The organism is Marinobacter nanhaiticus D15-8W (assembly GCF_036511935.1).
Taxonomy (GTDB): Bacteria; Pseudomonadota; Gammaproteobacteria; order Pseudomonadales; family Oleiphilaceae; genus Marinobacter_A; species Marinobacter_A nanhaiticus.
Genome location: NZ_AP028878.1, coordinates 4,238,642 through 4,265,176 on the forward strand (window position 1 = coordinate 4,238,642; position 26,535 = coordinate 4,265,176).

Below are 26,535 nucleotides of genomic sequence, written 5' to 3' on the forward strand. Positions count from 1 at the left end.
TGACAAGACCAGAGAGACGGGGCGCCGAGGGACGCCCCGCCATTCTTTTTACTCCGGCAACGCGTATACGGCGATCTGGTCGCCCACTTCCGGTTTGATAATGGTATTGCCGCCCGCGATGAACGCGACGTACTGTCGACCATCGTGTTCGTAGACTGCAGGATTGGCCACCACCGGCGCCTCGACGATATCCGACCAGAGCTCGTCACCGGTTTCCATTGAATAGGCCCGGACCTTGGCATCCATCGATGCACCAATGAAGATCACACCGCCAGCCGTCACAGCCGGCCCGCCAATAGTGGGCGACCCCATGCTTTCCGGCATGTAGAAGCCGAACTTCTGCGAGGCCCCGACCGGACGGCGCCAGTTCACGTCACCGGTGTGCATATCGATCGATACCAGTTCGCCATATGGCGGCTCCCAGCAAGGCATGCCCAGCCAGTTGACGGCGTTGTTGAGAGACATACCGAAAGGCGCCCCCTCCTGGGGATAGAAGCCCTGCTCGTTACCTGAGCCGCCGGCGAGCTTCTGGTATTCCTCGCGGGGCCAGAGCTTGATGTACTGTGTGATGTGCGAGGTGTTGACGATGGCCGACTGGCTTTGCGGATCGAAAGCCACCCCACCCCACTGGACACCCCCGGCGCTGTCCGGATAAGCCAGGACACCCTCACCGTCCGTCGTCGGCGGTGAATACATCCCTTCATAGTGGAGTTTATCGAACAGGCGGGAACATTCGCCGAAACCGACGGCATCGGCAGCCCACCAGACCTCGGGCTTCTCGGATTGGTCCAGCAGCGGCGCCGGTTTGGTCGGGAACGGCTGGGTGTCGGCATAGACCTCGCCCTCCACATTACCTGCGGGTACCGGTCGCTCCTCGATGGGCCAGACATCTTCCCCGGTCTCGCGGTTGACCACGAACAGGAATCCCATCTTCGTGGCTTGCATGAGGGCCGGAATGGTTTCGCCGTCGACGGTGATATCCATCAGGGTCGGCGCCGAGTTGATGTCGTAGTCCCAGATATCGTGGTGAACCCACTGGCGCGACCAGACCACCTCGCCGGTTTCGATATCCACAGCGGTTGTCGATGTGGCCAGAGGAATTTCTTCCGTCCGGTTGCCGCCCCAGTAGTTGGGTGATGGCGAGGACACGGGCAGATAGACCAACCCGAGCTCTTCATCCACAGACATCGCCGTCCACACGTTTGCTGTGCCGGTGCGCTGGCGAATGTCTTCAGGGATGAGGTTAAGTGTCCATTCCAGTTCTCCGGTACGGGCGTTGATGGAGAATACCGAGCCTGGAGGCGCCTCGGCATAGGCCCAGTCCATGCCCGCCCAACCGAGAATGAGGTGGTCCCCCGTGACGGCTGGCGGTTGTAGCAGAGAGAGCGGCCAACGGTCGTTGGTGTCGTTCCACCGATTGACATCCAGCACCCCGCCATTGGCGAAGTCCTGACACAGCTTGCCGGTGTCGGCATCCACGGCGAAGAGGCGGGCATCCATGGTTCCCAGATAGACGATCTTCTGGCACGGCTCGCCCTCCGTCGGATTGTCAGCCTCCCAATAGGCCACGCCGCGACTCTTCAGCGCAGGCTGGGTCAACGCCTTCAGCGTGGAGTTGGTATTGAACGTCCACTTCTCCTCGCCCGTGGCCGGATCCAGCGCGATGATGCGGTAGAACGGCGTACCAATATAGAGGGTTTCGTTGGCGTAGATGGGCGTTGCCGACCAAACGGTCGGTGGCAAGTCGCCGCTCCCGTCGGACACATCGCCGGTGTGATATTCCCAGGCCAGTTCCAACTGACCCGCATTTTCAGCGTTGATTTGCGTCAGCGGCGAATACTTCTGCGCATTCAGTTGACCGTGAAAACCGTCCCAGACGGGCCCGGAAGGCACCAGCGAGGTTGCCCCGGGTTGCGGCTGACCTTCCTTCGATTGCGCCGGCTCTGAACCCGAGCCGTTATCGGCCGCCTCCTGGCTGTGCCCAGCTAAGGGAAGGCAGAGCGCAGCCAGCATAAACAGGCGTGCAGTCGTTCTTATCATCTGGAACCTCCCTTTCCCGAACCAAAATCAACAATTACGCCGAGCAGTGCAACAACCATCGCGGCCATCAGCCAGAATTCGTGAAGGAACCAGGCGGCGGCAAGCGTTCCGATACCCGCCAACAAAGCCAGTACCCTGAACAGGCCAGCGAGGAAGCCGCGACGCAACGGCAGTAGTAACAAACCGGCAAGAGCCATAAGTAACGTGGAAACAACGACCAGGAGAGCACCAAATGTGCCGTTTACTCCAGTGAGGGGCGTGAGATAGTAGTAAAGCGATATACCTATGCCGAGCAGCGATGCGACGAGCAGCAGCACCGGCCCGATAGGCTTTGTGCGGGTTGCCAAGGGGACCTCCTGTCCATTCAGTGCGTGGGGTGAGTGTCCCGGGCCCATATTCGCTCCGCCATGTGCCCGGCCTCAAGTAATACGACTTGGTTCAAGCGGCGGTTTAAATGTAGAAGCGAGACCAGCAAGAGGAAACCCAGGCCCAGGACTTTTTGGAGAATGCCTTTCAAGGCTACCACCGGTAGCAAGCGTTTATAACGGCGCATGTTAATGTGGAGCAAGTCGCCAATGGATGCCGTTGCTGCTACCTATGCCTGCGCCGTCATGCGTCCGCTACCCGCCGATGCCACGGGCACCACATAACTGAAACGCTTGCGGTACTGCTCCATGGTGCATCCGACGGTGCGTTTGAACAGGCGGCGGAAGGACGAGGCGTCCTCGTAACCCACCCGCCAGATGATCTGAGCCGTCTGCTCGATGCTGGATTCAAGCAGGTGTTTGGCAGCTTCGACGCGCAGTTGCTGCAGGTAGTGGATTGGCGACTCGCCGGTAGCCTCCCGGAAACGCCGCTTGAAGGTGCGCGTCCCCAGCCCGGCTATTCCAGCAACCGCATCGATCACGACAACATCGGCATAGTGCTCCTCCATCCATGCCTGGGCCTTATGGATTGCCTTGTCCTGATGGGTCTTATGCCCGTATAGGCTCATATAGGGCGTCTGTTCGAGGCGCCGGTTATCCAGGACCAGTAATTTGCTGCAGGCCAGGGCGATGGCCGGTGATGCGAGCCGCTCCACCAGGTAGAGACACAGGTCCGAAAAAGCCGTGGCGCCGCCGGCGCAGATCACCTGGCCGTTATCGACCAGCAACTGGTCCACCTCCAGCCGTACGGCGGGGTAACGCTGACGGAACAGTGCCGCCGCTCGCCAATGGGTGGTCGCCGCCAGACCATCCAGCAACCCGGCTTCCGCCAGCACGAAGCTGCCGGTGCATACGCTCGCCAGCGTCACGCCCCGGGCCGCCGCAGACTGTAACCAACCAAACAGCGGCCGCGCCTGATCGAGTGAATGCTGTACGTAGTGATCCACGACCACCGCTTCCAGAGCCGATCCAACCACGATCAGGTCTGGCTTCAAGGCTTCCCTGTCCGCAGTAGGTGTGACCAGCGCACCGCTATAACCGCGGACGGGCCGATCGTCCGCGGTCACGATCTGGCAGTCGAATAGCGGCTCGCCGGACGATTTACGACCGCAGTAATTCGCCGTCGCGAAGAAATCCATCACACCATGGACACCGCTGGCATGGCAGTACGGCTGGGCAATAATTGCGACGCTAATCATGGCAACCTGACCTTTTTCGCACCTTATATGTCAAATATGACACTCCAGCCAGGTACCAGCAAGCCCTAACCTGACAGCGTCATCCATCGCCATCGAACCCTCGATCTGCAGGAGGCCATCATGACCATCCACGTGAAAACGCTGCCGGATAACGTTACTGATCAAACCCAAAGGTCGCCGGGCCGTCCCGATCTCAGGCAAACACTCATGCGCCTGGGCATGGATTGGTACGCACGCCTTTCGCCGGAAGGCGCAGGACGCCTGGTCAACCGCCAGTTCTTCAAACCGGGCCGGCTGCCGATGCCTTACCGTTACGAGAGCCTGCTGGATGTTGCCGACAGCCATACGCAGCTTCATCACGGCACCAACATCCTGCCGATCTACAGCTGGGGAGAAGGCCCGACGATTCTCATGGTTCACGGTTGGTCCGGCGCTGGCATCCAGTTCGGCGCCTACATTGAACCACTGGTGAAAGCGGGGTTCCGGGCTGTGCTATTCGATGCGCCTGCACACGGCCGGGCCCAGGGCTCGAGCACGAACCTCTACGAGATCGCCGAAGTGGTGAAGCGAGTCGGCGTGAACCATGGACCGGTTCACGGCATCATCGCCCATTCCATGGGTAGCGTTGCGGCAGCACGTGCGATCAGTCGCGGTCTGGACGTCAGGAACCTGGTGATGCTGGCCCCGCCCTCCGACCTGCAAACCGTTGTCCATGGGCTGGGCAGGCGCCTGAAGCTTCCTGCCAACGTACTGCAGGTTCACAAGCGCCTGATCGAGGAGCGCTTCGGCACCGACGTTTGGTCGGAGCTGTCGCTGGTTCGACTCGCCGGGCAACTCACCCAGCGTGGTTTGGTCGTCATCGACAGCGACGACCGCGACGTACCGCCGGCCCAAAGCCACGAGGTGCATCTCGCCTGGCCGGGCGGCCATGTGCTCCATACCCGGGGCCTGGGGCATCACCGGATGTTATGGAATCCTGACGTGGTGAAAGCGGTGATCGGTGCAGTCGCCTCACCGGCTTGAGGACTGCAGGTAGGCAAGGGCTTAAAGGGGAAGTCTCAAAGAAGCGATGCGGTGTCTCAGGCGGATACCTCCTTCAGGACTCGCTCCAGCATAGGGTCCTTGCCGTCTTCCCGCCCCCTGCGCCCCAGGAACGGCAGGCGTATGTGCGGGGGAATGCCCGTATCTTCGTAGACCTGGCCGTCGAACGCTTCATAAACCTCGTTGGAGAGGGTGAAGTGCCAGCCGTTGGGCAGGTGGCGCTCCAGCGTGTCGGAGAGGATACCGTGGGTCGGGTCACCGATGAGGGTCAGACCTGGGCGCTGCAACAGTGACAGCACGAAGATTTCAGCAGCACTGGCGGTGAGTTCACTGGTCAGCAGATAGAGGTTACCGCGATAGCTGCCGGAGCCCGCTGGGTCGACATAGACCGGTTGCTTGCCGGTAAAGCCAGTGACCTTGCGGGCATACTTGCTGAAGGCCAGACGCTTGCGATCGAGCAGGTAAGCGGCGATGCGCAGGGCGACACCGTCGTAGCCGCCGCCATTGGTTCGGATATCCACCACCAGGTTGGGTAGCCCACCCAGATCCGCCAGCACCTGCTGCATCACCCGGTCCGTGACCCTGATGTCATCGGCCGGGTGACCGATACGCCCGCACAGGCCGGCCATGGCGCGGATATTGAGATAGCCCGTGGACGGGCCCAGACGCCCCCACTCCATCAACCTGGCCGCCCCGTGCTCGACGCCTTTCATCAGGTATTCTTCGTGGATTACTTCCCGCAGCCAGGCTTTCAGGTCGTCCAGGTAGGTGGCCAGTTCCCGCCCATCGCTGGAGGCTTCCAGTTCCCGTTCCAGCCGGTTATACAGCGAAGGGAGAGCACCGGCACTGAAGTGCCCCCAGGGCGAATGTAGGCGAATATGGCCGTCCCTGAGCGGCCGCAACATCGCCGCCAGGTTGGAAAACAGGGCTTCCCGTGAACTACGACGGTGGACCTTCGGACGAAAGCGCTGATAGCTCTCGTGCCAATCCACGCCCTTGAGGTCGAACAGGGCGTAGTGTTCGTCGAACGTCCGCCAGAAAACCTCGAAATTGAAGACCGGATCCCGGGCCTCATGCATCCGGGTGGCAGCCGCAGTCGGAGGCAGCGCCTTGAGTCGACGAAAATGGATGCGAGCCACCCCGGTGACCCGGTGCGCGCTGAACGTCTGCTCGCCGGGCGACACGCGCAAATCGTCATAGTAGAGCGCCAACTCGTCGAGACTGCCGGTGAATGTCTCCTGGCAGCTGATCGCGGTTTCTTCGAAAAGGGTGTATTCATCCGGCTCGATGAGCAACACCTTGCCATAGCCACGGGAGCGCCAGACGCCCTGAAGCGCCTTGAAATCCGCTATACCGGCGGATTCATCGAGGGATTCGGCCAAGACCATATCGATCGCCCGTCCTCTTGATGACACCCAAACAACCTATTCAGGACACTCGCATGCATGGGCGTGTACGGGGGCAACCGCGATATCCATCACCGCTTCTGCCAGGTGCCATCCGGTTGACAGACGAGCGGACCTATCACTGTGCCCGTGGGGTATGAGCGGCCGTTATAGGTGCAGTCCGCGAGGGTTTCGGCCGCGAAGAACAGGCACGCCAACATGATAAGGCCCCTCACCGTTCACCTTCCTCGGCAGGAATAGCCATGGAAACGAACGCCTCCTCGTTCATCACCGTTTTGACCTGATAACCCAACGGCACAATGTACAGCAGTGCTCGCTGGAGCTGATCGCCCGCCGCGCTGCCATACAGTCTCTCAGCCGTGTTGGTATTGATCATGACGACGTCCTTGGCGGTTTCATCGGCCGGCAATGTGCAGTGGAAGGGCTTCTCTGCATATACCGACACCATCCTCGGAGACTGCTCACCACTGGTGAGCAGCAGATCGTGACCAATGAACCGGTGTTTGCGCGATGAACAGACCGCCGCATCGCTGTCTGAAATCTGCGAGGCGGGCACCCGGGTGACACGCACGGGTATCCCTTCCTGCTGGAAGATCCCTTCCTGCCTGTTGGAGGCTTCCCGCAGACGCACCGCGGCCGGAGAATCATGATCGAGCTCGATAATTTCCAGGGCAGCGCTGAGACTGTGGATGTTCCGATAGGTGTGAAACTGGTGGTCGAACGGGCCTGCGCCATCAACCAGCAGGCCTATGATCTCTTTGGAAAGCTCGTCCTGGGGCGACAACCGACGCAGGTAGTCCACGAACTCGGTGCTGTCGATGCTATAGAGACCGTAGCGTTCCCTGAGCATGGCCCGCACGATGTCGGCCTGAGCCTGGTCCGCCATCACATCATCGAGGAGTTTGGATAGCTCGTACTCCCGGCCACTGAAATCAAGAACGATGGAATTGCCGCCCTTGGTCTCCACCTTGAACAGGCCCGGGCCGGAACTGCTGAGCATCATGTAGGTAAAAAACGCAGCAAACAGGAGCACCGCCACAACCACAAGGCTCGTGTTGATCTTGGTGCCTTCACTCATGACGACAACCCTCCTTTCGGCACGCGACCGAGCATTCGGAGGATTCCCTGACGGCAAGAGCCGCTATTGCATGAGACATGCTCTAACGAAGGAATCAGCGGCGGTCCGGAGTTGATCCTACAACCACCCGGGCCCTGGTGGCCTATGCCGCAGGGCCCTATTGGTTACTCTAGTTCATCACCTGCAGAACTCAAGCGGCGCATCGGGTGAAGCGTCCTTGAGAAGACACCCAGCCACGTAATCCCGTAGTCGCCCAGCCGCGATATACGCAAACGGGCTTCCAAATCCATTTGCTATCACCACAGGGCCTCTTCCTACGGATTGTCCCACTCCGGCACAGTGTTCTCGCCCTCATCCCGCGTCGCCAAGGGGCCCGAGGCTCTCCTATTCTTCTGCACCCTATAGATCGAAAAACAGGCCGACTACCTTAATATCGTCACCTTCCCCGGACAGATAGAGGTGCCAAAGCACATCCTCCTCCGCCAGTTCATATTTCACTCGCCAGAGCACGAGGTGCTCTTTGACCTTCTCGAATTGGGCGAGGTACTCGATGGAGACGACATCACCCAAAGGCTCCAGACCGACCGCCGCCTCAGCGAACTCCACCTCGGTTAGTTTCCCGTTCACATCGGGTACGAGCTCAACCAATCGGTCGTAATCTGCGTCGGCATGAGCTTCTATTATGCTCTCGATGAATGGCCGGCCAATCCGTTCTGCATTGTCGTCATTTATCTCACCTTTCACGCGCTCTGCTCCTTGCACAATCCATGTCTTATTCAGCTTCCCAGAGGGCATCACCAGTGTCACCTCTCCAGGGACTCCCTCTCCAGTGTGCGCTCTCCAGAGTCTCCAGTGTGGACACCCACCGAAACCATAGCTGCACTCGCCATCTTCTGATACTGTTCATCCATACAGTAATCGAAAGAAGGAACTGCCAATGCCCCGGGCAAGGAAAGCCCAGGTCGCCGTCGAAGCGACCCCCTATTATCACTGCGTCAGCCGCTGTGTCCGCCGCGCCTTTCTCTGTGGCCGGGATCATGTAACAGGTCAGGATTTCTCCCATCGCAGGGCCTGGATTGAAAACCGCCTACTCAAGCTCGCTACCGTCTTTGCCCTGGATATCTGCGCCTACGCCGTGATGAGCAACCATGTCCACGTGGTGCTGCATATCAACCAGGCCGAAGCCGAACAGTGGTCTTTGAGAACGACCGTCGAGCGCTGGCATCAGTTGTTCAAAGGCACGCTCTTCAGCCAACGCTACCTGCGGGGCGAGCCGTTGCGGGACATCGAACAACGCAAACTGGAAGAACAGGCCGAGACCTGGCGGGCCCGACTGCAGGACATCAGCTGGTTTATGCGTTGTCTGAACGAGGACATCGCCCGGCGTGCCAACCTGGAGGATGGCTGTACCGGCCGATTCTGGGAGGGTCGCTTTAAGTCCCAGGCGTTGCTGGATGAGCAGGCCCTGGCCGCCTGCCTGGCATACGTCGATCTGAACCCCGTGCGTGCGGGCATCGCAAAAACGCCGGAGGCCAGCGTGTTCACCTCGGTCAGGGCCCGGGTACGGCAACACCTTCGTGAAGCCCACTCCCAGCCCTTCGGCCTCTTTCCGTTTGCGGGTAATCCGCGAAATGGCATGCCGGCAGGGTTACCCTTCCGTTTGGAGGACTACCTGGAACTGGTGGACTGGACCGGCCGTCAGCTGAGGGACGACAAGAAAGGCCACATTCCCGACGCGTTGCCGCCCATACTCCAACGTCTCGCCATCGATCCTCAGCATTGGCTCTACATGAGTCGGAGTTTTGAGAGCCGCTTCAAAGGTTTGGTCGGTACAGTATTCAGCTTGAAAGCTGCCTGCCAACAGCTGGGTTACCGACGAACCGTTGGCCTGGGTAATTGCCAAGTACTGTTGGGATAGCCCACCTAAACCATACCACCACCGAATCACCCCTGCCCTCCTTGAGTGGCAGCAGCCCTCTATTGTCCGAAATGTCGTATTGCCGGGTTTGCCCTACAGCAGAACGCGATTCGCTAGTAATTTCCTGTCTGATCAAACCCATTTAGGTAGCATCGACGGGATTGATTAGGGCAGTTGCGTGAGTCTGCCGAATCTTGGGTTCATTTTGAGGTGGGTGTCCTATTTAATCAGTTGAGGTGGGTGTCCTATTTACTCAACTAAGGAGGGTGTCCTATTTACTTTTCGACGCGTTGCCGCCCATACTCCAACGTCTCGCCATCGATCCTCAGCATTGGCTCTACATGAGTCGGCGTTTTGAGAGCCGCTTCAAAGGATTGGTTGGTACCGCTTTCAGTCTAAAGACGGCCTGCCAGCAGCTGGGTTACCGACGAACCGTTGGCCTGGGTAGTTGCCAAGTACTGTTGGGATAGCCCACCTAAACCATACCACCACCCGAATCCCCCTCTGCCCTCCTTGAGTGGCAGCAGTCCTCTATTGTCCGAAATGTCGTATTGCCGGGTTTGCCCTACAGCAGAACGCGATTCGCTAATAATTTCCTGTCTGATCAAACCCATTTAGGTAGCATCGACGGTATTGATTAGGGCAGTTGCGTGAGTCTGCCGAATCTTGGGTTCATTTTGAGGTGGGTGTCCTATTTACTTATTGTTAGCTGTGAATTTCATGAACTCATTGCCTCGAGGTGGCTAGTTTTGGCAATTTCCTTGCCGCGCAGCACTACATCTTCAATACAAGACAGAATGAAGTGCTCCTCAATACCCGTTTTAGCATCCATCAGTTCTTTATGCAGAAGTCCAATTTTATTCTTTACTTCTAATGAAATATTCCCATAGTCAGTGAATCTATATAGAAATCTAAGAAGCCCGCAGATCTCAATGGTTTCTTTTCCCTTGGAGTCTAGGGGTATAAAAAAAAGGGAAGATTTTAAAATCTTTATGTGATTTTTGTATTCATCCAGATTCGGGTGGACAAATATATAGTCTTCGCTTTTTGTGGGTAGAGTCTTCCTTGTAGGGTTTTTCAATACGTTTTTATTTGTTTTTGATTGATTGCAATCCTTGCATGCAACGCACAGATTTAATGGGGAAAACATAAATTGCGGATACTGATCCTTTGGAATAATGTGCTCAGTATCCCAAACAGCATTATGATCGACTTCATTGCGTTGACGACAATAAGGGCAAGTATAGTCTTGAGTCAAAATATAGTGATCTTTGATATGTTTTTTAGCTTTTGTCAACTCACTATCATCAGTTTTATCCCAGTAGCTTCCTTTCTTTTCCATAGGTTCTAACGAATTATAGGCATCAATCTTTGCTTTAATATCATCAGAATATTTTACTAAACGCCCAGTCATCAAGAAACTTCCCCCATAACTTCTTCCGCCATATCCATAAGTTTCTTAACAGGATCTGAGTCATTTAGCATATCTTTAAGGAGAAGTATTTTTTTGATGTTTTTAATAATATCAGGATCTAACTCGCCACTTTCACCAAAAGACGACAGCATTGAAATTAGCTCCCGACTAAGGTATTCATTTTTGTACCCAGGGGTTTTAAAAGTATTTGCTAGTTGAAAATCGACTGATTGATTATTGACTAGAGAGCCATGAACTAGCTCTCCATCCTCCATCTTCATTAGGTAACAATTTTCATCTTCCAATTTTGAAACAATTAAAGGTGAGTGAGTTGCGATTATAAAATGACACTGTTTGTAATCTCTAAATGTATTAATTAAAAGCTCAATATATTTTTCTTGCCACTCTGGGTGCAGGCATACTTCTGGCTCGTCAATACATATTAAAGCACCATCAGTTATTTGGCTCGCAATACCTAGAATACTCATTACAACACTTTGTTCGCCAGAGCTTGCATCGCCTATTCTAAAAGCCTCATGACTTTTACTCTTTTCTAGGTTGATATTTCTCAATCTTGCCAAGCCACTCTCTATGAGGAAAACAAGGTCATCCTGAATGGTTATAGAGTCTGCTGATAAAAACACTCCGTCTCTCATAAGAACAACTTCAAGCCTTGGCTTGTTAATTGAAAAATCCAACCTTTTATATATATCTAAAAAACGCTCAATTTTTTCAATAGACAACTCATTGTTGTCAGAATAGAACGATCGAAATCTACTCCTCCTTATAGGATTTGATCTTTCATTGTCAGCAAGGAATTCATCTATAAAATGCCCAACTGGGTTGTTCGAGTTAAATAATTCTCTAACCTTAATTATAGGTATGTCGAAGTGATACCTAGCAGTAAGAATTGGCGAATAACCTAGATACTCCAAAACGTCACAAATCCTTTCAGGTCTACTGATGTCCTCTTGGGCAGAAGTTATTAGAGATAGGAATATTTTTGCCATATAAGCCATTCCTAAATCGGTAGCTCTGAGGCTTCTAAGACCAAGGTAACTATAGTCATCATGAATGTTGTCGTGCAGATCTATTGGGAACTTATCAAAGGGACTAGTAGATACCGCAATAATTTTTGTTGGCTCTGAATATGCTGTTAATCGTCCAGATCTTTCACTTAGCAGGTCTTTCCTGTTTGTATAAATACCACCTCTATTGCTTCTGCCGACAAACTCTTCGATTATTGACTTCAGTAGTCTGCTTTTGCCAGTTCCATTTTTTCCGACAATGACAGTAAATATGTTTTCCAATTGTGGACTAGGCCCATCTGAAAAAGTAAATGTTTTGTTTTTATAGTGGTATTGATATAGCAAAATACATTCCTCTATATTCCTAACGCTATGAAAGTTGGATGCTGAATAATTGTAAATCTAACGCCAGCGTAACGGGCCGGTTTGGAGCGGCAGCGGAAAACCGGTCCCGTTGACGCATTGGTTAGCTGAGTCCAGATGGCCAGCGTTCATTGCTCCCACCAGAACCTTCTTGTCTCGAGAGAGATAGCTTTTAAGCTCGAAATCACATTCTCCAAGCAATCAACCATCAAGCCATAATCAATGTCTGGAAGCCTTTCTCCCTGCCACTTGGCATCGAAGGAAATTGGTTGGTGCGTAATGTTGTGGACAATCTCACTCCTTACCTTCGAATACGCAATGTTGCCGAGACTTCCTTTGTGGCAATGATTTTCAAACCACTCTCTTTGTTTCGAGTTGCGAAAAAGGTGTGAAACAGCCTCGATCACAAAACCCTCTTCTCTCAATTCATACCCTATTTCGCTCAATGCAATCGTGTAGTCCTGCATGTCAGGGTCGAACAATTTGGGAAGGTAAGAAAGCAAGCCAATCGGGTGAATTTTATCCCAAAAGCCATATCCGCTATGCTCAGCTAAGACTTTTGTGAAAGCAGCAGACTTTGAATAGTTCGGTATCGCTTTTCGTGGCGGATCGGTGTACTCCACTTCTTGATATTGCCTTGCTCCAAGAGCTTCGAGGTGGCAACAACACAGCATCAAAGCTTCCTCTTCTGAGATCTCCGATATAGCTCGGATCGTCTCAAGCTTCGATTCGAGATGCTTGAAGTACGCCTCTATCAAACTATGTCTTGCATCCATGCGCTTTCACCTTCAGCTAACGAGGCTGTAGAAAAACCCAATTCTGAGTCGTTTCCACCCGCTGTTTCAGTTGTTCTTTTGTTTACCCGCCATTGGCGGATGCGTTGTTTTATTTCCGACAATAGCCGCGCACTCCAAGTTTTTTGCCGCTTAGTCAGCTATAGCGCATTCAGCGGCGCTATAGCATGGCTCTCCCACCTGCCCTTCGGTCAGGCTGCCAACTGCCCGTAATTGGCCAACTTCTCAATATTATGAACCAGACAGTAAAGCTGCCACTGGCCTTGCACTTTCCGTTTACCCCGCAGACTGAAGCGGTTCAGCCGTTTGGTGGTGCCGATATTGCCGAACACCGGCTCCACCACCGACATTCGATGGCTGTAAATTTCTTTGCCTTGGGGGCTATCCACCCGGTGCTTCATCCAGTCGGTGTAGTTCGGTCGGCGCTGGGTCTCGATGGTGAACGAGACCTGTCTTCCTTTGCCTTTCCGATCGTTGGCCGCCTCCGGGTTCTGCATGCAGCGGTGCTTCTTCGGGCAGTGTCGGCACTGCAGTAAACGGCCCTGGAAGTAGGTTCGGCGCTGGCCGTTCTGATCGACCTTGGTTCCGTGGTATTGGAGGGATTCGCCGGCGGGACAGATACAGGTGAGGTCCACCGGGTCGAACTGGAATTCGCTCGCGGGGATGGTCTTCTTCCACCCTGTGGCCGGTCGGTCTTGATGGCGCTTGCCGTACTTGGCTTTCTGGTGCTGGAACTTCGGGTCCCGGCTGCGGAACTGGTTGTCCGGGATATAGCCGTTGATCTGACGCTCATGCAGGTACTGCATATTGGCTTCGTTGGCGAAGCCGGTATCGGCGGTGATGACCGTACCGTGTTGATAGATGCTGTCGGCAATACCCAGCTTCTTATAGCGAGCTTCGACGGTTTCCAGGACCGGTTGCAGCGTGTGATGCTCCTGGCCTTCGCCGAAGGCCTGGGCGTCGATGATGACCTGGTGTTTCTTATCCACCGTGGCGACACCATTGTAGCCCTGGATCGTGCCCTTGCCCGTGGTCATCTTGGCACTCTCCTTATCGGTCAGGTTGCTCTTCACTTCCTTGTTCCGCTTCCCCCGGCCCCTCCGTGGGCGGTTCGTCTTTAGGAAGCGGTCCACTTTGGTCATGGCCTCATCCAGCGAGAGAATGGTTTTGGCCCGGCGGATATCCCGGTCCAGTTCGGCTTCGGTCTCCGCTTCGTCCCGCGCGTAGTGTTCACGCAGGTGGTGGCGGATCAGGCGCCGCAGCTTCTCCCGCTTCTCGCCGAGCTCCTTGAAGGTGCCGGACCACTCCTTGCTGGCGTTGGAGGACATCTTGCAACCGTCGATGGCAAAGAGTTCGTTGCCCAACAGGCCCTGCTCGTGACACACCAGCAGCACTTGCTCGAACAAATCCTCGATCTCATCGGCATGGCCGCTGACGAACTTTGCCAGTGTGGTGAAGTGCGGCACCGTATCGCAGGACAGTGCCTTGAAGATGATGTTGGTCTCGCAGCACCACTGCATCTCGCGGCTGGAGGTGATGCCCTTGGAGTAGGCGAACAGGATGATCTTCAGCAGGATGGCGGGATCGTAGGCCAGCCGACCGGTGTCTTCGTTGCGGTACTTGGGGTGAAACACCGATAGGTCCAGCCTGTGTTCGATCAGGTAGTGGATCGCATGTTCGAAGGTGCCGGGCTGGAGCTGATCCTGGTAGTTGATAACGACCATCGCGTCCTGGTCGTAGTTGTAGTGCTTGAAGCGGGGCATGAAAGACGGTCCTTGTCGGCCAGCGATGACTCGATGCTACCAAAGCACGAGCGGCGATTCCGGGACTTTTTCTACAGCCTCAACGCCCTGGCTTTGCGGCGTGCCGGAGCGCCAGCGCAGGTGCGTCCGCCAACAGCCAATTGTTAAATATTTTCAGATCTATACCTCGGGTTAGCCTTATACTCTCCTGTTAATTCGCCATGTTCATCTACCTTCCAGCCTCCCTTTATCCCTTCTGGAGGCACGAGGCCATCAGGATCATATCTGGCATCTATTTCATAAACCCAACCATTAGGCTGCTTTTTTGCCTCTTCTATCAGGCTGGCTGGATATTCGAGCTTGGCCCCCTTTTTCTTGCGGAAGAAAAACCCCATCGCAGTTCCTGTACTTATTTCGGTGAAGTCAATTGAAAACCAAACGATCGTCGATATTTAACAGCCAATTATACGAACGCGTTCGTATAACACCCATTCGTATAACTCCAAAGAAAACGCCCTCAGAAGCAACCAACTTAACCTTTAAAAACAAAGCTTTAATAGCGCCCAACCGATACGCAGCCGGAGTTATACGTCCCTCCTGTGCCCTCACGGCCCGTCAATCTAAAACGTATAACTCCACACCGGGTATGTCCACTTTCCAAACGTATCAAATGGTTACGCCACTCTTTCACGGAATTTCCCGAGTTTTGCGAACGCGTTCGTATAACTCCGCTCTACACAGGACCTTGACATCTGTCGCCACCGGAATACTGTATATATAAACAGTATCATCAGATGTTTTTGGATATGGATATCCCCACCCCGGTCCCCGCACGACCGACGCGTTTTCTCGACCAGCTCCGCACCTTCATTCGGCTACGCGGCCTCGCCTACAAGACCGAACAGACCTATGTGTTCTGGATCAAAAGGTTCATTCGGTTCCATGGCCGTATACACCCCAGCGAGATGGGAACTGTAGAGGTGGAAAACTTTCTTTCCCATCTTGTATTACAGAACAACGCAAGCGTTGCCACTCAGCGCGTCGCGCTGAATACGCTGGTCTTCCTGTACTTGGAATTATGGGTAAACGGGGCAGGAATCTGATGGATATGGGAGGTTGAGGGGGTTTCGAAACTTCTTCGTGCACGATGAGCAAAGCGCCATCATGGAACGTAGTCTTCTGAAGGTCGACACCAACGATATTCAACACAGTCCAACGGCTGGCCATTAACAACTGCATACTGCTTCAACCACCCCACCGCTTCGAAACCATTATAGTGCAGCACCTTTTTGGAAGCCTCGTTCAACTCCGTCACCACCGCGGTCAGCCTGCTGATACCAAAGCTACTGGCAATTTGAAGGGCATCACGGACTGCCGTTTTGGCTAAGCCTTGGCCGACAAACTGCTGTCCAACACGATATCCAAGGGATGCGTAGCCCTTATCCAAATCAATCGCGGATAGATTGATTCGCCCAAGGATGTTGTCTGAATTTGAAGTTAACAGGAAAGGGAGCCGACGATTCAGCTCGTATTCAGCGAGGAAATCCGCTATGTGTGCTTGAACACCTTTCTCGCTGTAGAACACCTCTGGCCTTGGACTTATGCTCTGCTCAAACCAGTCGCGGTTTTCCAGCTCGAATTCAAGCAGTTGTTCCGCATCTGAAGCCCGCAGCAGGCGGAGGTTCATGCCACAACCTGCGGCGAAAACCGCCGATCCCACGTCCGTTCCAGCGCCTCAAACAGACTATCGGTCGTCAATGCCAGTAAGCCGATGAGTATGGCGCCTTGCAGGACATAAGCCGTATTCCCATTAACCAACCCCGAAATCACCGGATCGCCCAACGTCCGCGCCCCGATCGTCGAGCCAATGGCGGCGGTAGCAATGTTGATCGTTACGGAGGTCCGGATGCCCGCGAGGATTACCCGCCCCGCCAGCGGCAGTTCCACCTGGAAGAGCACCTGCATGGGCGACATCCCCATACCACGTGCCGCCTCGCGTACGGCGGCATTGATGCCTTCCAGGCCCGCCAGGGTGTTGCGCAGGATGGGGAGCAAGCCATAGAGGATCAGGGCAACGAGGATCGGCGCTTCGCCGAAGCCGAGCACCGGTACCGCCAGGGCGAGCACAGCCACGGGCGGAAAGGTCTGGCCAATGGACGCGATCTGGCTGACCAGGGGCAGGAAATCCCGGCCCGAGGGGCGGGTGGCAAAGATGCCGCCGGCCACCGCTGCGATCGTGCCAATGGTGGCGGAGATCAGCACCAGTACGAGGTGGTTCTGTAGCAGGAACAGGAAGCTCTCGCGGTCGTAGATGACGCTCTGCTTGTCGGGCTGAACCCAGCGGAAGAAAGGTTCCAGCGCCGGCATCGCGGCGCTCAAGCCGATCAGCAGTACGGCCAGCAGAAGCGGAGGCAACCAGGTGCGCATCAGGCGCCTCCCTCGATAATGCGCTCACGGGTGATGATGCCTGTTTCTTCGCCGTCACTATTGAACACCGATACCTGAGGCAGGTCCTGCCAGAGCATGACTGAAAGGGCCAGGCGGATACTGTCGTCTTCCTTGAGGCCATCGGCGCCGGGTTCGGAGAGTCTCGGCCGGGCGTGGGGTGTCATGAGCTCGCGGACCGGGCGCAACCCCATGAGTTTGAGGCCGCGATCCTGTTTACCAACCAGGTTTTCGACGAAGTCGGATGCCGGGCGGCGCAGGATATTCTCGGGGGTGTCGTGCTGGATGATCCGGCCCTGGTCCATGACGGCAATGCGAGTGGCCAGCTTCAGGGCTTCGTCGATGTCGTGGGTCACGAAAACCGTCGTCTTGCGCACCTGTTTCTGGATACGCAGCATCTCCAGTTGCAGGTTTTCACGGGTGATCGCATCCAGCGCGCCAAAGGGCTCGTCCATCAGCAGGATATTGGGGTCCGCGGCCAACGCGCGGGCCACACCAACGCGCTGGGCTTGGCCGCCGGAGAGCTGCTGGGGGTACTTGTTGCCGTACGTGGCCGGGTCCAGTTCCAGCAGGGCCAGCAGTTCGTTGACCCGCTCGTCGATGCGTTCCTTTGGCCACTTCAACAATTGCGGAACCAGTGCGATATTGCGCGCGACGGTCCAGTGGGGAAACAGGCCGGTGCCCTGGATAACATAGCCCATATTGAGACGCAGCTTCTGCGGGTCCATGCCGGTAATATCTTCACCATCCACCAGGATCTCGCCGGCGCTGTGGGGCAACAGGCGGTTGATCATGCGCAATGTCGTGGACTTGCCGCAGCCGGAACTGCCCACCAGCACACAGACTTCGCCGGTTTCGATGGTCAGGTCGATCCTGTCCACGGCGACGATATCGCCAAAACGCCGTGTGACATTCTTCAGTTCGATCATCCGGACAGTTCCTTTCCTGTTTCAACGATGGTTAGCTTATTTCAACGATTGTTGGCTTGTTTCAATGAATGCCGTGCCATGGGGCCTCCCTTTTCTCAGGCGGTAGCCGGTGTCGGCTTGAGGGCGGTGGCCAGCATGGAAAACAGGGCGTCGGCCACCAGGGCCAACGCGATCGTGGGTAATGCACCGAGCAACACCAGGTCCATGGCCGCCTGCCCCAACCCCTGGAAGATGAAGCCGCCAAAACCGCCGGCACCGATCAGCGCCGCCACGGCCGTCAATCCGATCGCCTGGATCGTGGTGATGCGCACCCCCTCGATAATCACCGGTAGCGCCAGCGGCAACTTGACCTGGAAGAATAGTTGCCGCTCAGTCATGCCCATGCCGCGACCGGCGTCCACAAGCGACTCCGGTACCTCACTCAGCGCGACGAAGGTGTTACGCACCATGGGCAGCAAGCTGTAGGCGATCAGTGCCAGCATCGCCGGCGCCCAGCCGATCCCGCGAATCCCCATCTCCTGCAGCAGCGGGAAAGCCGCCGATAACGCACTTAGCGGCGCGATCAGCAGGCCAAAGACAGCCAGGCTGGGAATGGTCTGCAGAAAACTCACGATGCCCAGGATCGGGCGTTGCCAGGCAGCACTGCGGATCATCTTCAGGGCCAGCGCGAAGGCCAGACAGGCACTGATCGCCACGGCACCAAAGGCCAGGGCCAGATGCGTCCACAGGGCCTGCGCGAACTTGTCCGGCCGGGCATTGAACTCGCGCACCAGCGACAGGCTTTCCAGACCATCGCTCATCAACAGGGTCAGCCAGCTCCCCGCGATCAGCAGGAGCAGTAATAACTGTATACCCCGTCGCGTCCTGAGGCGCCCGAGAATCTCGATCAGCATCAACGACAGGAAGAAGAGGAGGCTCCAGAAGCCTGGCCCCACGGACGAGCGGGCGTAAGGCGAGCCTTCGGGCAAATGGCGGGTCGCAAACACATCCAGCAGTGCCGGCAGCATCGCCAGAGAGAGCGCAACAACGCCCAGCAACAGGATAAAGCGAATGCGCAACGGCATGATGGAGAGCAGTACGGTCACCACCAGCACCAGCGAAACCACGGCAGCACCCCACCACCCGACGGCCGACAGGAGACCATGGCCGGTGCCCGGCACGATGCGATTGGGCTGGATCGTGCCGAAGTCGAGGATCCAGACCAGCACCAGGGCCAGTAGCCCTAGCGCTGGAATCACACGATTCGGCAGGAGCCGGCTCGAGAACAGCTTGATAGAGGGCAAATCCTCAGTCCTGGGGCAATGAATCCAGATAGTCCCGGGCAACTTTCTCAACCGGTACGCCTTGAACGGCCACCAGGCCATTCAGACGCTGGAGCGTCTCCAGGTCGAGAGATTCGAAGATGGGAGCGAGTATCTCGGGGATCTTCGGATAGGTTTCGAGCACTTCGGCCCGAATGATCGGCGCGGGCTGGTAGACCGGCTGCACGCCCTTGGTGTCTTCCATCACCTTGAGGTCGAGGGCGTTGAGTCCACCATCCGTTCCGTACGTCATGGCACCGTTGACGTCGTTGTTGTTCAGCGCCGCCGCGCGCAGGGTTGCAGCCGTGTTGCCGCCGGAGAGGATCAGCAGCTGGTCGGAGCCAAGCTTGAAGCCATAAGCCTCCTGGAAGGCGGGCAACGCACTCTCGGATTCGACGAATTCGGCACTGGCCGCGAACTTGAAGTCGCCACCTTCATTGATGTACTGCGCCAGGTCTTCGAGGGTCTTGAGATCGTGCTCTTTCGCAAGATCACCGCGTACGGCCATGGCCCAGGTGTTGTTGGCATCGGCCGGCTTCAGCCAGATGATGTTGTGCGCTTCCTTGTCCAGCTTGGCGGCCTCCTCGTAGGCCTTGTCTGCATCCTTCCAGATATCCCGGTCGGCCTGGTCATGGAAAAACGCCGCATTGCCGGTGTATTCCGGATAAAGATCGATCTCGCCGGCCTTGATGGCGTTGCGGATGATATTGGTAGCGCCGAGCTGGAGCCGGTTTTCGGCGGGGATGCCCGCATTTTCCAGGCTCTGGATGATCATCTGGCCCAACACAGCGCCTTCGGTATCGATCTTGGAAGAGACCACTACCGGGTCAGCAGCCATTGCCGGCCCGGTGATCAGCATAACGGTCAGTGCCGCGGCGCGGCGAAAGTGGGAAATAAGGGACACGGCCATTCCTCTTGGTCGTTGACGCATTTTTGCTTGAGGTTATCGAAACGCTCGAAGTGCTAATCGCGTTACGTTCTATCAGTCTATTGGACGCACATGCGAAGGCAAGGCCGAATTCATCTCAGGCAATGCCGTCCTGGCGCGGGTAAGAACCATCAGGCGGGACGTGTTGGAATCAAGAGCTTATCCACACCCAGCTTGTCCGGCTGGAACTGGTTTACCCGGTGATTGGAAGGATAGCCGATGGAGATACCAAACAGCAGCTTGTAACGCTCAGGGATGTCGAAATGCTGGTCCAGGGGCGAACGCCACAACGCCAGGGCCCCCTGGGCACAACTTCCCAATCCGGCATCGGTGGCCGCCAGCATCAGGCTCTGCAGGAACACGCCCGCATCCAATACACTGTACACACCCAAACCTTCATGGACGAAAACGAAGATCGCCACCGGCGCCCCGAAGAAGCGGAAGTTTTCCGCCATCTGTTGATGCCGGGCCTGATAGTCGTGGCGACCAATGCCGAGCAGCTCGTATAGACCACGGCCTGTGGCCACACGGCGGGGCTGGAGATCACGGGGATACTTCAGTACCGGTTTGAAATCGCCGTCGGGCAGTCCGTCACGGGAGAGCCAGGCCCTGGCCTTGGTCAGCATCGGCGCGCGCTGGAGCGCGGCAGCCCGATCGAATCGCCGGGGCAGTTCCGCTCGTAAATCCTCCAGAACTGCGCCTTGTGCAATGGCCAACTGATACGGCTGGGTGTTGGACCAGCTGGGCGCCGTTACCGCCACATCGAGTATTGATCGCAACACCTCATCCTCCACCGGCCGGTCGGCAAAATCGCGCACGCTGTGCCGCCGGGCCATGGCTTCGCGGAATTCCATCTCGTCTCCTCTCGGTCGGTTTGGATCGTAACCTTTATTTCATTGTTATTCGGTGGCCAATTGGCTAACCATAGGTCAAGCGCACAACGGGTATAAACGGATTGGATGGGCCTTATCGTGCCCGCGTCCGCAAGCGCGCGCTATGATCAAAAGTGCCATTCACGCAGGTAGGAAATGCCAGTCGTCTACCCTACTATCGGGTTAGCAAGACAGGTGATAAGCTCGAAAAGAGCAGCTCGACGCAAAACGCCACGTGAGGTTACCGGCGTGTGTCACTGCTCCTCCCCCGAGGGATATTTGGAAACAGAAAACCGCTGGAAAACTGTCTCCAAATATTCTTAGAAACGAAATGAACTCGAAACAAATACGCTTTGTAACTGTCCAAGTTTTTGAGACTGAACTAAGCTGAAATTAGCCTTGATCGAAACCCAAGGCGGTCTGACCGGAATGTGACCACCGGCGGATTCGGGTTCAGACATTCCCACTTTCCATTTACTCATCCATCAACCTGGGACGCCGGTGCGAGGCGACTCTGCGATCTAGATCGGAGAATTTTTAAGTGTAGTTTTTGGCGATAATTATGCGAGCGAGGGGCTTATATGAGCATTCTGCAGCACTTCAAGGATCGGTATGAATCTACTCAGGAGGAGGAATTTTCCCTTGAGGAATACCTGGAGATCTGCAAAAGAGATCCATCCGCTTACGCTACCGCAGCTGAAAGAATGTTGCTGGCTATCGGCGAGCCAGAGAAGATAGACACCTCCCGCGATCCGCGCCTTTCACGCATCTTTTCCAACAAAGTCATCAAACGCTACCCCGAGTTCTCCGAGTTCTACGGTATGGAAGAGGCCGTGGAGAATATCGTCTCCTTCTTCAAGCACGCGGCCCAGGGCCTGGAAGAGAAGAAACAGATCCTCTACCTGCTCGGTCCGGTCGGCGGCGGTAAGTCTTCCCTGGCGGAAAAACTCAAGCAACTGATGCAAAAAGTGCCGTTCTACGCGATCAAGGGATCGCCGGTGAACGAGTCGCCGCTGGGTCTGTTCGATCCCAAGGAGGACGGCCCGATCCTTGAAGAGGAGTTCGGCATCCCCACACGTTATCTCAAGCCGATCATGTCGCCCTGGGCGGTAAAGCGGCTGCATGAATACGGGGGTGATATCAGTCAGTTCCGCGTGGTCAAACGCTACCCATCGGTGTTGGACCAGGTGGGGGTCTCCAAGACCGAGCCCGGCGACGACAATAACCAGGACATCTCTGCCCTGGTGGGCAAGGTCAACATCCGCATGTTGGAGGAATTTTCCCAGGACGACCCGGATGCCTACAGCTTCTCCGGCGGTCTGAGCAAGGCCAACCAGGGGCTGATGGAATTCGTCGAGATGTTCAAGGCGCCGATCAAGGTGCTGCATCCGTTGCTGACCGCGACCCAGGAAGGCAACTACAACACCACCGAAGGGATGGGTTCGGTCCCGTTCGACGGCGTGATTCTCGCCCACTCCAACGAGTCCGAATGGCAGACCTTCCGGAACAACAAGCACAACGAAGCGTTCCTCGACCGCGTCTATATCGTCAAGGTGCCTTACTGCTTGCGCCTCCACGAGGAGGTCGAGATCTACAAGAAGCTGCTGCGGGAAAGTTCGCTGGCCGGAGCGCCCTGCGCACCGGACACCCTCAGCATGCTGTCACAGTTCACGGTGCTCTCGCGACTCAAGGAGCCTGAGAACTCGAGCATTTATTCCAAGATGAAGGTCTACGACGGCCAGAACATCAAGGACACCGATCCCAAGGCCAAGTCGATCCAGGAGTACCGCGATTCCGCCGGCGTGAACGAGGGCATGGACGGCCTGTCCACCCGTTTCGCCTTCAAGATCCTGTCCAAGGTATTCAACTTCGACACGACCGAGATCGCGGCCAACCCGGTGCACCTGCTTTATGTACTGGAAAAGCAGATCGAGCAGGAACAGTTCCCCAACGAAGTGCAGGAACGCTACCTGCGGTTCATCAAGGAATACCTGGCCCCGCACTATGTCGAGTTCATCGGCAAGGAGATCCAGACAGCGTACCTGGAAAGCTACAGCGAGTACGGCCAGAACCTGTTCGACCGCTACGTGACTTACGCCGACTTCTGGATCCAGGACCAGGAATACCGCGACCCGGAAACCGGCGAGATCCTCAACCGCTCCGCCATCAACGACGAGCTGGAGAAGATCGAGAAACCAGCGGGCATCAGCAACCCGAAAGATTTCCGCAACGAAGTGGTCAACTTCGTCCTGCGGGCCCGAGCCAACAACCAGGGCCAGAATCCATCCTGGCTCAGCTACGAAAAACTGCGCGCGGTGATCGAGAAGAAGATGTTCTCCAACACCGAGGACCTGCTCCCGGTCATCTCCTTCAACCCGAAGGCGTCGCAGGAAGACCAGAAGAAACACAAACAGTTCGTCGAAAGGATGGTCGAACGCGGATACACCGAGAAGCAGGTCCGCCTGCTCGCCGAATGGTACCTGCGGGTAAGGAAGTCCCAGTAACAGAGCGGCCGCTGGCTGCCTGAAGACACGCAACAGCGGCCCTTAACCAGGTTAGGAGTCAAGAAGAGACTCAGCGAGGCTCCTTGAAACTGACTCGAGGCAGGGGGCGCACCTGGATGCATGGAGTGCAAGGCGCACGGAGCACAGCGCGCGAGGCATACCTACCCGGTAGGTGAGCGCGCGAGCACCGCGCAACGCAGCAATTCATGTATCCAGGGGTGCCTTCCACCCAAAAGCTGGAGAGTGTTATGGGGATGACCCATATCGTCGACCGCCGACTCAACGGCAAGAACAAGAGCGCCGTCAACCGCGAACGCTTCCTGCGGCGCTATCGTCATCACATCAAGAAAGCAGTGGCCGAGGCCGTACAGCGGCGCTCGATCACCGATATCGAGCGGGGCGAGAACGTCAGCATCCCCTCGCGGGATATTGAGGAGCCGATCTTCCATCATGGCCGGGGCGGCAATCGCGAGATGGTGCACCCGGGCAACAAGGAATTCGTCACCGGAGATACCTTACCCAAACCCCAGGGCGGCGGTGGCGGCCAGGGTCAGGGGCAGGCCAGTCCCGATGGCGAGGGGATGGATGAGTTTGCCTTCCAGATCACCCAGGACGAATTCCTCGATTTCCTGTTCGACGACCTGGAGCTGCCCAACCTCGCCCGCAAGAAACTCAAGGATACCGAAGCATTCAAGTACGAGCGCGCTGGCTTCTCTTCCCAGGGTATCCCTGCAAAGCTCGACGTGGTCCGCTCCCTGCGCGGCGCCCATGCCCGCCGTCTCGGCCTGGGGGGTGCCCGCAAGAAGAAGCTGCGTGAGCTGGAAGCCCAGCTGGCCGAGCTGAAGGCCAAGCCAACAGAGCCTGATCCCGCGTTCAGCCCCCAGGACCAGATCGATGCCCTGGAAGCCGAGATCAAGCGCCTGAAAGGCAACCTCCGCCGCATCCCCTGGATCGACGAGATCGACCTGCGCTACCGCCAGCACATCAAGAAACCGAAGCCCGCCACCAGCGCGGTGATGTTCTGTCTGATGGACGTCTCGGGCTCCATGACACAGGTCCACAAGGATATCGCCAAGCGTTTCTTTATCCTGCTGTACCTGTTCCTGAAGAAGAACTACAAGCGCATCGAGGTGGTATTTATCCGCCACCACACCAGCGCCAAGGAAGTGGACGAGGAAGAGTTCTTCTATTCGCGGGAGACCGGGGGCACCATCGTGTCCAGTGCGCTCAAGCTGATGAAGCAGATCATCGATGCGCGCTACTCGCCGTCCGAGTGGAACATCTACGCCGCCCAGGCGTCGGACGGTGATAACTGGAACGACGACTCGCCCATCTGCAGCAAGATCCTCGCGGACCAGATCCTCCCTCTTGTGCAGTACTACGCTTATGTGGAGATCACGCCGCAGGATCACCAGATGCTCTGGTACGAGTACGAGAAGATCATGGAGAAAGATCCGCACAGCTTCGCCATGCAACAGATCGCGGACCCCGGTGACATCTACCCGGTATTCCGCCAGTTGTTCGAGAGGAAAGCGGCATGACCGGTACTGTCGACAAACCGCCCGTCAAGAACGAACCGATTTCCACCACGTCGGAGTGGACCTTTGAACTGGTTAAACGCTACCAGGAGGAAATCGAGAAGTGTGCCGAGGAGTTCGGCCTGGACACCTACCCCAACCAGATCGAGGTGATCAGCGCCGAACAGATGATGGATGCCTACAGCTCCGTGGGCATGCCGGTGGGCTATAACCACTGGTCCTTCGGCAAGCAGTTCCTCAACACATCGAAGGGCTACAAACGCGGCCAGATGGGACTGGCGTACGAGATCGTGATCAATTCCGATCCCTGTATCGCCTACCTGATGGAGGAGAATACCCTGCCGATGCAGGCGCTGGTCATCGCGCACGCGTCCTACGGGCACAATTCCTTCTTCAAGGGCAATTACCTGTTCCGCACCTGGACGGATGCCAGCGCGATCATCGATTACCTGATCTTCGCGCGTAATTATGTGGCCGAATGCGAAGAGCGCCATGGGCTGGAAGCGGTAGAGGAAATCCTCGACTCCTGCCATGCGCTGATGAACTTCGGTGTCGACCGCTACAAGCGGCCGTCCCCGATTTCAGCGGCTGAGGAACAGCGGCGCCAGAAGGAGCGGGAGGAGTACCTGCAGCGTCAGCTCAATGATCTCTGGCGCACGATTCCCAAGCTGGGCGGCGAAGACGAAGATCCGCAGAAACGGCGCGCGCGTTACCCTTCCGAGCCCCAGGAAAACCTGCTCTACTTCATTGAGAAGAATGCCCCCCTGCTGGAAACCTGGCAGCGCGAGATCATCCGCATCGTGCGCAAGATCGCCCAGTACTTCTACCCGCAGCGCCAGACCCAGGTAATGAACGAAGGATGGGCCAGTTTCTGGCACTACACCCTACTGCACCGGATGTACGAAAAAGGCCTGGTGACCGACGGCTTCATGCTGGAGTTCCTGCAAAGCCACACTGCGGTGATCTACCAGCCGCCGTTCGACAGCCCCTGGTACTCGGGCATCAATCCGTACACGCTGGGTTTCTCGATCTATACCGACCTGCGTCGGATTTGCGAGAACCCGACGGATGAGGACCGGGAATGGTTCCCGGACCTGGTTGGCACCGACTGGGTGGAAACCCTCCACTTTGCCATGCGCAACTTCAAGGACGAGAGCTTTATCCAGCAATTCCTCTCGCCCAAGGTCATGCGTGACCTCAAGCTGTTCGCCATTTCCGATAACGAGGACGAGGACGTCTACCGCATTACCGCGATCCACAACGAGATGGGTTATCGCTCGCTACGGGAAAAGCTGGCGCGCCAGTACAACCTCAGTTACCGCGAACCCAATATCCAGGTCTGGAACGTGGATATCCGCGGCGACCGGTCACTGACCCTGCGGCATGTACCGTCGGACAGCATTCCGCTGGGCGACAGCACCGGAGAGGTCCTGCGCCACGTGCATCGTCTGTGGGGCTTCGATGTGCACCTGGAAAGCGTGGAAGACGGCACCATGGTGGAGGAATTCCATTGTCCACCGCGATCGCTGGATGACGAGGACTGAAGCTGGAAAGGACGTCCTGTCCGGGC

At 56.4% G+C, this 26,535-nt stretch carries 23 protein-coding genes; 6 read left to right on the forward strand and 17 right to left on the reverse strand.

Translation table 11 applies throughout. The features are described from left to right. Positions 1-48: 48 nt before the first annotated feature. From RE428_RS18990 to RE428_RS19000, 3 genes are all read right to left on the reverse strand, one after another. Entirely contained in the window at positions 49-2,040 is a 1,992-nt protein-coding gene (locus RE428_RS18990) for a pyrroloquinoline quinone-dependent dehydrogenase (protein ID WP_004580603.1), read from the reverse strand. Then, complete coding sequence (locus RE428_RS18995; RefSeq protein ID WP_004580602.1) at positions 2,037-2,387, reverse strand: hypothetical protein; 351 nt, start codon at positions 2,385-2,387, stop codon at positions 2,037-2,039. Before RE428_RS18995 ends, RE428_RS18990 begins: the two co-directional genes overlap by 4 nt. Positions 2,388-2,635: 248 nt before the next feature. Further along, the gene (locus RE428_RS19000; RefSeq protein ID WP_004580601.1) at positions 2,636-3,664 is read right to left on the reverse strand and encodes a GlxA family transcriptional regulator; all 1,029 of its coding nucleotides are present in this window, start codon (positions 3,662-3,664) and stop codon (positions 2,636-2,638) included. A gap of 120 nt (positions 3,665-3,784) precedes the next feature. Here RE428_RS19000 and RE428_RS19005 point away from each other — a divergent pair, with 120 nt between their 5' ends. Beyond that, a complete protein-coding gene (locus tag RE428_RS19005; RefSeq protein WP_004580600.1) occupies positions 3,785-4,687 on the forward strand; it encodes an alpha/beta fold hydrolase in 903 nt (300 codons plus the stop codon). A gap of 56 nt (positions 4,688-4,743) precedes the next feature. Here RE428_RS19005 and RE428_RS19010 read toward each other — a convergent pair whose 3' ends face one another. The 3 genes from RE428_RS19010 to RE428_RS19020 all read right to left on the reverse strand — a co-directional run bounded on the left by RE428_RS19010 (position 4,744) and on the right by RE428_RS19020 (position 7,933). Beyond that, on the reverse strand, positions 4,744-6,093 hold the full coding sequence (locus RE428_RS19010) for a S41 family peptidase (protein ID WP_004580599.1): 1,350 nt from the start codon (positions 6,091-6,093) through the stop codon (positions 4,744-4,746). A gap of 229 nt (positions 6,094-6,322) precedes the next feature. Then, positions 6,323-7,189: a hypothetical protein gene (locus RE428_RS19015; RefSeq protein ID WP_004580598.1), complete on the reverse strand. Its 867-nt coding sequence runs from the start codon at positions 7,187-7,189 to the stop codon at positions 6,323-6,325. Positions 7,190-7,588: 399 nt separating this feature from the next. Further along, positions 7,589-7,933: a hypothetical protein gene (locus RE428_RS19020; RefSeq protein ID WP_154660743.1), complete on the reverse strand. Its 345-nt coding sequence runs from the start codon at positions 7,931-7,933 to the stop codon at positions 7,589-7,591. A gap of 193 nt (positions 7,934-8,126) precedes the next feature. Between RE428_RS19020 and RE428_RS19025 the strand changes: the two genes are divergently transcribed. Next, positions 8,127-9,107 carry a transposase gene (locus RE428_RS19025; protein ID WP_004580596.1) on the forward strand — a complete coding sequence of 327 codons (981 nt, stop codon included), beginning with the start codon at positions 8,127-8,129 and terminating at the stop codon, positions 9,105-9,107. A 718-nt stretch (positions 9,108-9,825) separates the two neighbouring features. On the opposite strand, the gene RE428_RS19030 is transcribed toward RE428_RS19025, so the two are convergent. The 5 genes from RE428_RS19030 to RE428_RS19050 all read right to left on the reverse strand — a co-directional run bounded on the left by RE428_RS19030 (position 9,826) and on the right by RE428_RS19050 (position 14,843). Next, entirely contained in the window at positions 9,826-10,521 is a 696-nt protein-coding gene (locus tag RE428_RS19030) for an HNH endonuclease (RefSeq protein WP_004580595.1), read from the reverse strand. Then, positions 10,521-11,894, reverse strand: a complete 1,374-nt coding sequence (locus RE428_RS19035) for an AAA family ATPase (RefSeq protein WP_169334059.1) — start codon at positions 11,892-11,894, stop codon at positions 10,521-10,523. Before RE428_RS19035 ends, RE428_RS19030 begins: the two co-directional genes overlap by 1 nt. A 146-nt stretch (positions 11,895-12,040) precedes the next feature. After that, entirely contained in the window at positions 12,041-12,688 is a 648-nt protein-coding gene (locus tag RE428_RS19040; RefSeq protein WP_004580593.1) for a hypothetical protein, read from the reverse strand. A gap of 209 nt (positions 12,689-12,897) precedes the next feature. After that, complete coding sequence (locus RE428_RS19045; RefSeq protein ID WP_004579270.1) at positions 12,898-14,469, reverse strand: IS1182 family transposase; 1,572 nt, start codon at positions 14,467-14,469, stop codon at positions 12,898-12,900. A gap of 143 nt (positions 14,470-14,612) precedes the next feature. Then, entirely contained in the window at positions 14,613-14,843 is a 231-nt protein-coding gene (locus RE428_RS19050) for a hypothetical protein (RefSeq protein WP_004580592.1), read from the reverse strand. Between the two features lie 411 nt (positions 14,844-15,254). Here RE428_RS19050 and RE428_RS19055 point away from each other — a divergent pair, with 411 nt between their 5' ends. Continuing rightward, the gene (locus RE428_RS19055) at positions 15,255-15,551 is read left to right on the forward strand and encodes a site-specific integrase (protein WP_115840303.1); all 297 of its coding nucleotides are present in this window, start codon (positions 15,255-15,257) and stop codon (positions 15,549-15,551) included. Between the two features lie 59 nt (positions 15,552-15,610). Here the strand turns inward: RE428_RS19055 and RE428_RS19060 are convergent, their stop codons facing one another. From RE428_RS19060 to RE428_RS19085, 6 genes are all read right to left on the reverse strand, one after another. Continuing rightward, positions 15,611-16,135 carry a GNAT family N-acetyltransferase gene (locus tag RE428_RS19060; RefSeq protein WP_004580590.1) on the reverse strand — a complete coding sequence of 175 codons (525 nt, stop codon included), beginning with the start codon at positions 16,133-16,135 and terminating at the stop codon, positions 15,611-15,613. Next, complete coding sequence (locus tag RE428_RS19065; RefSeq protein ID WP_004580589.1) at positions 16,132-16,875, reverse strand: ABC transporter permease; 744 nt, start codon at positions 16,873-16,875, stop codon at positions 16,132-16,134. Before RE428_RS19065 ends, RE428_RS19060 begins: the two co-directional genes overlap by 4 nt. Beyond that, the gene (locus tag RE428_RS19070; RefSeq protein WP_004580588.1) at positions 16,875-17,822 is read right to left on the reverse strand and encodes an ABC transporter ATP-binding protein; all 948 of its coding nucleotides are present in this window, start codon (positions 17,820-17,822) and stop codon (positions 16,875-16,877) included. Before RE428_RS19070 ends, RE428_RS19065 begins: the two co-directional genes overlap by 1 nt. A gap of 95 nt (positions 17,823-17,917) precedes the next feature. Continuing rightward, on the reverse strand, positions 17,918-19,105 hold the full coding sequence (locus RE428_RS19075; protein WP_004580587.1) for an ABC transporter permease: 1,188 nt from the start codon (positions 19,103-19,105) through the stop codon (positions 17,918-17,920). A 4-nt stretch (positions 19,106-19,109) separates the two neighbouring features. After that, entirely contained in the window at positions 19,110-20,033 is a 924-nt protein-coding gene (gene osmF, locus RE428_RS19080; protein WP_004580586.1) for a glycine betaine ABC transporter substrate-binding protein OsmF, read from the reverse strand. 149 nt (positions 20,034-20,182) lie between these two features. After that, positions 20,183-20,905 carry a nitroreductase gene (locus RE428_RS19085; RefSeq protein ID WP_004580585.1) on the reverse strand — a complete coding sequence of 241 codons (723 nt, stop codon included), beginning with the start codon at positions 20,903-20,905 and terminating at the stop codon, positions 20,183-20,185. A gap of 599 nt (positions 20,906-21,504) precedes the next feature. On the opposite strand from RE428_RS19085, the gene RE428_RS19090 reads away from it, so the two are divergent. The 3 genes from RE428_RS19090 to RE428_RS19100 all read left to right on the forward strand — a co-directional run bounded on the left by RE428_RS19090 (position 21,505) and on the right by RE428_RS19100 (position 26,509). Continuing rightward, positions 21,505-23,427 carry a PrkA family serine protein kinase gene (locus tag RE428_RS19090; protein WP_004580584.1) on the forward strand — a complete coding sequence of 641 codons (1,923 nt, stop codon included), beginning with the start codon at positions 21,505-21,507 and terminating at the stop codon, positions 23,425-23,427. Positions 23,428-23,675: 248 nt separating this feature from the next. Continuing rightward, a complete protein-coding gene (locus RE428_RS19095) occupies positions 23,676-24,968 on the forward strand; it encodes a YeaH/YhbH family protein (protein WP_040882463.1) in 1,293 nt (430 codons plus the stop codon). Continuing rightward, positions 24,965-26,509 carry a SpoVR family protein gene (locus tag RE428_RS19100; protein ID WP_004580582.1) on the forward strand — a complete coding sequence of 515 codons (1,545 nt, stop codon included), beginning with the start codon at positions 24,965-24,967 and terminating at the stop codon, positions 26,507-26,509. Before RE428_RS19095 ends, RE428_RS19100 begins: the two co-directional genes overlap by 4 nt. Positions 26,510-26,535 lie beyond the last annotated feature (26 nt).

Excerpts from the sequence above, each read along its gene's own strand:
- RE428_RS18990 (WP_004580603.1), bottom strand. The coding sequence starts at position 2,040 with ATGATAAGAACGACTGCACGCCTGTTTATGCTGGCTGCGCTCTGCCTT.
- RE428_RS19000 (WP_004580601.1), bottom strand. The coding sequence starts at position 3,664 with ATGATTAGCGTCGCAATTATTGCCCAGCCGTACTGCCATGCCAGCGGT.
- RE428_RS19005 (WP_004580600.1), top strand. The coding sequence starts at position 3,785 with ATGACCATCCACGTGAAAACGCTGCCGGATAACGTTACTGATCAAACC.
- RE428_RS19010 (WP_004580599.1), bottom strand. The coding sequence starts at position 6,093 with ATGGTCTTGGCCGAATCCCTCGATGAATCCGCCGGTATAGCGGATTTC.
- RE428_RS19015 (WP_004580598.1), bottom strand. The coding sequence starts at position 7,189 with ATGAGTGAAGGCACCAAGATCAACACGAGCCTTGTGGTTGTGGCGGTG.
- RE428_RS19025 (WP_004580596.1), top strand. The coding sequence starts at position 8,127 with ATGCCCCGGGCAAGGAAAGCCCAGGTCGCCGTCGAAGCGACCCCCTAT.
- RE428_RS19030 (WP_004580595.1), bottom strand. The coding sequence starts at position 10,521 with ATGACTGGGCGTTTAGTAAAATATTCTGATGATATTAAAGCAAAGATT.
- RE428_RS19040 (WP_004580593.1), bottom strand. The coding sequence starts at position 12,688 with ATGGATGCAAGACATAGTTTGATAGAGGCGTACTTCAAGCATCTCGAA.
- RE428_RS19045 (WP_004579270.1), bottom strand. The coding sequence starts at position 14,469 with ATGCCCCGCTTCAAGCACTACAACTACGACCAGGACGCGATGGTCGTT.
- RE428_RS19050 (WP_004580592.1), bottom strand. The coding sequence starts at position 14,843 with ATGGGGTTTTTCTTCCGCAAGAAAAAGGGGGCCAAGCTCGAATATCCA.
- RE428_RS19055 (WP_115840303.1), top strand. The coding sequence starts at position 15,255 with ATGGATATCCCCACCCCGGTCCCCGCACGACCGACGCGTTTTCTCGAC.
- RE428_RS19060 (WP_004580590.1), bottom strand. The coding sequence starts at position 16,135 with ATGAACCTCCGCCTGCTGCGGGCTTCAGATGCGGAACAACTGCTTGAA.
- RE428_RS19065 (WP_004580589.1), bottom strand. The coding sequence starts at position 16,875 with ATGCGCACCTGGTTGCCTCCGCTTCTGCTGGCCGTACTGCTGATCGGC.
- RE428_RS19070 (WP_004580588.1), bottom strand. The coding sequence starts at position 17,822 with ATGATCGAACTGAAGAATGTCACACGGCGTTTTGGCGATATCGTCGCC.
- osmF (WP_004580586.1), bottom strand. The coding sequence starts at position 20,033 with ATGGCCGTGTCCCTTATTTCCCACTTTCGCCGCGCCGCGGCACTGACC.
- RE428_RS19085 (WP_004580585.1), bottom strand. The coding sequence starts at position 20,905 with ATGGAATTCCGCGAAGCCATGGCCCGGCGGCACAGCGTGCGCGATTTT.
- RE428_RS19090 (WP_004580584.1), top strand. The coding sequence starts at position 21,505 with ATGAGCATTCTGCAGCACTTCAAGGATCGGTATGAATCTACTCAGGAG.
- RE428_RS19095 (WP_040882463.1), top strand. The coding sequence starts at position 23,676 with ATGGGGATGACCCATATCGTCGACCGCCGACTCAACGGCAAGAACAAG.
- RE428_RS19100 (WP_004580582.1), top strand. The coding sequence starts at position 24,965 with ATGACCGGTACTGTCGACAAACCGCCCGTCAAGAACGAACCGATTTCC.